This window comes from Natronincola peptidivorans, from assembly GCF_900111615.1.
Taxonomy (GTDB): Bacteria; Bacillota; Clostridia; order Peptostreptococcales; family Natronincolaceae; genus Natronincola_A; species Natronincola_A peptidivorans.
In genome coordinates this window covers 163,566-170,693 of the sequence record NZ_FOHU01000006.1, presented here as the reverse complement: position 1 = coordinate 170,693, position 7,128 = coordinate 163,566, and the positions used below count along the sequence as shown (strand labels likewise).

General features: G+C 35.9%; 5 protein-coding genes and 1 rRNA gene. All 6 read left to right on the top strand.

Annotation, left to right across the window (positions count from 1 at the left end):
* Position 1: 1 nt before the first annotated feature.
* The 6 genes from rrf (at position 2) to BMX10_RS08980 (ending at position 7,127) form a co-directional block, all read left to right on the top strand.
* Positions 2–118 (top strand): 5S ribosomal RNA (gene rrf / locus BMX10_RS09005).
* 1,207 nt (positions 119–1,325) lie between these two features.
* Positions 1,326–2,372 (top strand): S-methyl-5-thioribose-1-phosphate isomerase, encoded by a 1,047-nt coding sequence (gene mtnA, locus BMX10_RS09000; RefSeq protein ID WP_208976131.1) that lies wholly within the window; start codon positions 1,326–1,328, stop codon positions 2,370–2,372.
* A 102-nt stretch (positions 2,373–2,474) separates the two neighbouring features.
* Positions 2,475–3,260, top strand: coding sequence for a DeoR/GlpR family DNA-binding transcription regulator (locus BMX10_RS08995; RefSeq protein WP_090442658.1), 786 nt, complete (start codon positions 2,475–2,477; stop codon positions 3,258–3,260).
* Positions 3,261–3,400: 140 nt separating this feature from the next.
* Positions 3,401–4,168 (top strand): DeoR/GlpR family DNA-binding transcription regulator, encoded by a 768-nt coding sequence (locus BMX10_RS08990; RefSeq protein WP_090442655.1) that lies wholly within the window; start codon positions 3,401–3,403, stop codon positions 4,166–4,168.
* Between the two features lie 162 nt (positions 4,169–4,330).
* Positions 4,331–5,452, top strand: a complete 1,122-nt coding sequence (locus BMX10_RS08985) for a sugar ABC transporter substrate-binding protein (RefSeq protein ID WP_090442652.1) — start codon at positions 4,331–4,333, stop codon at positions 5,450–5,452.
* A 154-nt stretch (positions 5,453–5,606) separates the two neighbouring features.
* Entirely contained in the window at positions 5,607–7,127 is a 1,521-nt protein-coding gene (locus BMX10_RS08980) for a sugar ABC transporter ATP-binding protein (RefSeq protein WP_090442650.1), read from the top strand.
* Position 7,128: the final 1 nt, after the last annotated feature.

Below are 7,128 nucleotides of genomic sequence, written 5' to 3'. Positions count from 1 at the left end.
ATGTCGTGACAATAGCGAAGGGGTCACACCTGTTCCCATCCCGAACACAGAAGTTAAGCCCTTCAGCGCTGATGGTACTTGGCGGGAAGCTGCCTGGGAGAGTAGGTCGTTGCGACATAGAAAAAACTTCTACAACAACATGTAGAAGTTTTTTTAGTTTTTGTCTTGCGCTAAAAGGGCTTAAATAAATTAAGGAGGATTAAGCAGATGGCCGAAATCTGTGATTTCGAGGCAGTCGCTTAGTTAAAAATGCAGTAATTCTTATCATTGCTTTTAAAATGATAGAAAAGAATGGAAGAATTTTTAAAAACCTTGTGAATCACAAGGTTTTTAACTAAGTGACTGACACAAAAGTTGAAAACCACAACTGGCACTCTGTGAAAGCGATTAACACAAAATCACAGATTTTGGTTACCTGCTTTTAGTCATCTACTTAACCGCTGATGGGCCTGGTTGGGAAACTGCCTGGGAGAGCATGTGGTTGCGACATGAAAACTTCTGCATCCTTCGCAGAAATCTTGTTAGTTTGACTAAAAAAAACAAGCCACTGTGGGTTTAAGAGAGTTTGTGTGGAATTACAAACAAAGACAAAACTGCTAATAATATTGTTAATATAGAGGCAAAGATATAACAAATAATGCCATTAAAAAAACACTATAAGCGAGTAAATATAAAAGTTACATTAATGATATATCATTAACAAAAATACAAAAATCAGTCCCTGAATAGAGGATAGTTGCAAAAAGAAAAAAGATAGAAAAAATTCAAAAAAATATAGACTTGTGTGAAAATTTGTTATATAATGTTTAAAACATGAAAAAACACTTATAAAACCTCAGCACTTATGTTATAATTTGCTGACATCTTATAAAAAGCTCACAAAACATCAAGTTTTTCAAGGTTTGTCATGGTAACGACTACCATTGAGCCGTTGAAGAATAAACTTGCTCAACGATATAGGAAAACGATACTATTATGATTTAAAAATTGTGTGAACACATAAGTATATTTGATTAAGACAGCTATTACAATAGATTGAAGCAAAAGGGGGAAAGTGTATAGGAATTAGTGAAGCAGCAAATTTAAAGCAAACAAAGCTTAACAGTAAAAAATAGCTACGAACTAGTTATTTTTAGAGATTTAATCAAAGATTATCAAGGTGTAGAAATATGAGGCAATGCTATTTTCAACGAAAAGGGAGAAACCCTTGTACTAACGAAAAAAGGCGCTGAAAAGACGATTTTAGCAGGAGTTGTTATAGGTGTTTTAATACCTGAAGAAATGAAAATAATGAATTTTGCATGACAGTAAAGGGGGTAATATTGATGGAAGAAGTAAAAACAATACAATGGAATAATGAGAAACTTATTTTGCTAGATCAGACCAAAATCCCCAATGAAGTAGTATATGAAGCCTTCGAGAAAGTAGAGGATGTATGGGATGCCATACAGGATATGAAGGTTAGGGGAGCGCCAGCTATTGGTGTAACAGCGGCTTATGGTCTCTATATTGGGATTCGTGAGGAGGGTGAGGAGGATAAAAATGCTTTTTTCAAAGCATTAGAAGAAAAGTCTCGTTATCTGGGAACTTCTAGGCCTACTGCTGTTAACTTGTTTTGGGCTTTAGAACGAATGGAAAATAAAGCCAAGGAATTAAAGGATTTAACGATAAAAGAAATTAAAGAGAAACTGCTAGAGGAAGCTATTCTTATTCATAAAGAAGATGAAGAAATCAATAGAAGGATTGGAGAGAACTTATTAACCTTATTAAAGGATGGTATGGGAGTGCTAACCCATTGTAATGCTGGAGCCTTAGCTACAACAAAATATGGTACAGCCTTGGCACCCTTCTATCTTGCTAAAGAAAAAGGCTGGGATATCAAGGTTTATGCTGATGAAACAAGACCGAGACTTCAGGGAGCATCTCTTACTGCTTTTGAATTATACCATGCCGGTGTCGATGTAACTTTAATTACTGATAATATGGCAGCTATGGTGATGTCTCAAGGGAAAGTACAGGCTGCTATTGTTGGCTGTGACAGAATTGCAGCAAATGGCGATACAGCCAATAAAATTGGGACATTAGGAGTGTCTATTTTAGCAAAACATTATAACATACCTTTATATATTGCTGCACCTACTCCTACTATTGATTTAAGAACACCTACAGGAGAAGGAATCCCTATTGAGGAAAGAGATGCAGAAGAAATAACCTGTAGATTTGGTGTATTGACAGCGCCTAAGGGAGTTAAAACCTATAATCCAGGATTTGATGTTACTCCCCATGAAAACATAACGGCCATTGTAACAGAAAAGGGGATTGTGTATCCACCATTTGAAGAAAATCTTAAAAAACTATTTGAACAAGAATAATAGAGAGATACGACGGAGACACCATTGATTTACAAAACTAAGTAGGATACACTGATATTGTTTGTTATTATTTATAAAAAACAATGTTATGAGGTGAAAAACATGGCGATATCTCCCTATGTAAGAAGACAAAAAATCATTAGTTTATTGCATGAAGGTAATTTTGTTGAAATAGCTTACTTAAGTAACTATTTTGATGTTTCAGAAATGACAATTCGTAGAGACTTAGAGAAATTAGAGGAAGATGGAGAAATTATTCGTTTGCATGGCGGCGCAAAGCTCAATACTAAAAGCATCTATGAAGCTACGTTAGAAGAACGAAGAATTAAGAACATTTTAGAAAAACAAGCAGTGGCTAGAAAAGCTGCAGAGTTAGTGGAGGATGGAGACGTTATTGCTTTAGATGCCAGCTCTACAGCGTTGGAGGTTAGTAAACAGATTAAGGGCAAAAAAAAGTTAGTGGTGGTTACCAATAACATTAGTGTTGCAAAAGAACTATCGGAATGTAAGGATCATACCATTATTTTATTGGGGGGTATTGTAAGAAAGAAGTCTCTTTCTTTGATAGGACCCTATGTGAAAAATATGCTATCTTCTATTTATATAGATAAGGCATTTATTTCTAGTAAGGCATTGGCATTCAAAAGTGGTTTGACGGATGCTACCATTGATGAAGGGGAAGTAAAAAAGGCCATGATAAAGAATTCAAAAAATGTGTACATTATTGTAGATCATACAAAAATAAATGAAACTGCTTTTTTTCAGGTGTGTGACTACAGAGAGATGAACAAAATTATTACCGATGATTTAGGTGTTTTGACAAAGGAGCAAGAAAACTGTTTGCAAGAATTTAGAAATGAAGGGATAGAAGTAGTCATTGGAAGCTAGGCTACAAAGCTATCAAAATGGAATAGAAAAAATACCTATCTATCAAGGGGCAGGACAGAAGAAAGTTGCTTAATTACCTTGAACTATCAGTAATTTAAAGATATAGATAACGCAGAGATTATAGAAAAGTGGTGAAGAAGATGTTGGCCATCGAAAGAAGACAGCAGATTCTAGAGAGGTTGTATGAAAAGAAAAGTGTAACTGTTTCTGAGTTAAGTAAAAAATATGATGTATCAGAAGAGACCATCAGAAGAGACCTACAAAAACTTGAAGAAGAGGGTATTGCAAACAGAACCTATGGTGGTGCTTATTTAAATGGTGGAGTTCATTATGATTTGCCTATTGAAATCAGGGAGACGGCTTATGTTAAAGCTAAGGAATTGATTGGAGTTAAGTGTGCCAGCCTTATTAACAGTGGCGACACAATCATTTTAGACTCTAGTACAACGTCCTTACATATAGCAGAGCACATAAAAAGGAAAAGTAATATTACCGTCATTACCAACGCTATTAAGGTAGCTTCAAAATTAGCTGAATGTGAAAACATAAAAGTGCTATCAACTGGTGGGATTCTAAGAGCTAATGCCCTGTCTTATGTAGGACATATAGCAGAGAGAATGTTAAAGGATTTCTATGTTGACAAGGCATTTGTATCCTGTGGCGGGATACATTTAGAGAGGGGTATTTTAGACTCCAATGAATTAGAGGCAGAGATTAGAAAAGTTATGCTAAAGCAGGCACAAAAAAAGGTTCTTATAGCTGACAATACAAAGTTTGACAAGACTTCTTTTATAAAGATTACAGATTTTGATGAAATAGATATGGTAATTACGGACAAAAAACTATCGGATGATTGGAAAGCAAAGTTTGATAAAGTTGCAATAGAATATTGCTATTGTGAAAACTAGAGAAAATAATATTGTTACTTCATGAGGAACGAAACAAAAAAAGATAAAGAAGCACACATTATACCAATAACAGAAGATAATGAGTCTACTAAAAAGGCAGGTTAACATAAATGCCATAATAAATAATACACAAATCTATTTAAATTAAAGGGAGGGGTTTCAATGAAAAAAGTATTGTTATTGATTCTTGTAATGGCCTTGATATTAAGTGGCTGTGGCGCAGGATCTACACCTAGTGGGGGAGACAGTCAGACAGAAGGTGGGGACATTCTAGATCTTGAAGGAGTACCAGAGGCAATAGCTTCTAAAGAAGGTGGGTTCAGAGTAGCTGTTGTAAGAAACTTACCATCTGATGATCATACTGTACAATTTTTAGATGGTGCAAGAAGTGAAGGAGAGGCATTTGGATTTACAGTTGACACATTTATTGCAGATAATGATGACGCTAGATTTCAAGAACTAGTAGATCAGGCGATTCAAAGAGGATACGATGGAATGATTATCTCCCATGGTAAGGCAGACTATTCCTATGACATGCTTAAACCTGCTGTTGATAGAGGAATGCAAGTTGTAACCTTTGATACTGTTATAGAGAAGGATGGAGCAACGCTTCCAGAGATTACAACAACCTTCCAAGACGATTTTGAATTAGCAGAGTTATCATTAGGAGAAATCGCTAAACTATCTGAGGGCGGAGAGCCTGTAAGAGTTATAAAGCTTTGGTTTGGACCTGGTGTTCCACCGCTTGATAGAAGAGAAACTGTTTACAGAAGATATGAAGAAGAAAACAAGATAGAAACATTAGAGGTTGTAGGACCTTCAAATTTCCAAGATGTACAGGGTGACATTGCTGCAAGAATAGGTGCTTTATTAGCAAGATATCCAGAAGGAACTGTAGATGCTATCTGGGGATCATGGGATGAAATGGCAAAGGGAGCTCATATAGCTCTTCAGGATGCTGGACGTACAGATATTCCAATTATATCTATAGACATATCTAACCAAGACATGAACATGATGAGAGAAGAAAACAGCACATGGCTATCTACTGCTGCTGTTGACCCTAGACTTATTGGTCTTGTAAATATGAGATTACTTGCAAAACAATTTGCTGGTGAAGAAACTCCTGATAATTATGATCTTGAAGCTAAATTAATTAAACTAGAAGATCTTAGACCAGATACAAATATGGAAAACCTTAATGAAGTTATTGATGGATGGGGTATATCTGATGCATTTAATGAACCATGGATGGATATATTACGTCAACACTTTGGAAAATAAATAGCAATTAAAAGATAGCATAAATAAAGAGAGGGTGCATCACTCTAAGCCCTCTCTTTTCTTTAAAAATACTTTAATGGATGGTGTAAACTTAGAAAAACAGTTCACTCTAACAGTTTCACATTATTTGCTTAGGAGAATGGGGTGGTGAAGTATGGAGGAAGGAAAGATACGAAAACTGGAGATGAAGGATATTTCTATAGAGTTTCCTGGCGTTAAAGCTCTTTCTAATGTGGATTTCATCTTGGATACAGGAAGCGTTCACGCTTTAATTGGGGCTAATGGTGCTGGAAAATCAACCTTGATGAAAATTCTTGCAGGAGCCTATGACCATTATACAGGCGATATCCTTATTGATAATAATATGAAGGAAATTCGTACACCTAAGGATGCAAAGGAGTTGGGTATTGGTATCGTTTATCAAGAGGTAGATACCGCTCTTATACCTTATCTTAGTGTAGCAGAAAATATTATGCTGGATGTTATTGTAAATGAAATGAAGGGAGAGCACTTCATAAACTGGACCTCTATTCATGCGGAGGCAAGAAAAGTATTGGAACGCCTTTCAATTAAAATCGATACGAGAAAACTAGTCCAAGATCTTACCCTTGCCCACAAACAAATGGTGTTAATTGCAAGGGCTATAGCAGAGGAATCAAAATATCTTATTCTCGATGAGCCAACAGCTCCTCTCAGCAATACGGAAACACAGGATCTTTTTAATGTAGTCAAGGATCTTGCTTATAATCATAATGTAGGAGTTGTTTTTATTTCCCATCGGTTACCAGAAATATTTGAAATTTGTCAAGAAATTACTATTCTAAAGGATGGTCAATTGGTAACTAGAAGAGGTTTAGAAGGACTTACCCCTAACCAGGTTGTTGAATTAATGTTAGGTCGAAAATTTGAAGAAAGCTATAAAAAGAATGATGCTCCAATTGGTGAGAAAATTTTCGAGGTAAAAGATTTAAGTGAAAAAGAAGGCGCTGTAAAAAAAATAAACCTATATGTACGGGCAGGAGAAACTATAGGTATAGCAGGACTTGTAGGAGCAGGAAAAACAGAGCTATGTAAAACCATATTTGGGGGCATGCCTATTGAGGGTGGAGAAATCCTTTTAAATGGAAAACCACTAAACATTAAAACCCCTTATCATGCTGTGAAGCAGGGGATTGCTTTAGTTCCAGAGGAAAGACGTAAGGAAGGTGTATTAGTGGAGGAACCAGTATATAGCAACCTCACAGCAGCCTGTTTATCAAGTTTTTGTGGACTTCTTGACTTTCTTAAGCCTCATGATGAATATAAAGCTTCTAGAAAAATGATTGATGAATTAGGTATTAAAACTCCAAGTGAAAAGCAAAAGGTCGCTTATCTATCAGGAGGAAATCAACAAAAAGTGGCTGTGGGCAAATGGCTGATGGCGGATGCCGATATCTATATTTTTGATGAACCCACTAAAGGTGTTGATGTCGGTGCAAAGCGAGATATTTTTGAGCTAATTGGCAGATTAGCCCATATGGGTAAAGGAATAATTTATGCTTCCTGTGAATTCTCGGAAATTTTGGGAATTAGTGATAGAACTTATGTAATGTATGATGGGGAAATTGCTAAAGAGTTGGTAACAGCTGAAACAAATGAAGAAGAACTACTATATTTTTCTACAGGAGGTAAGTAAA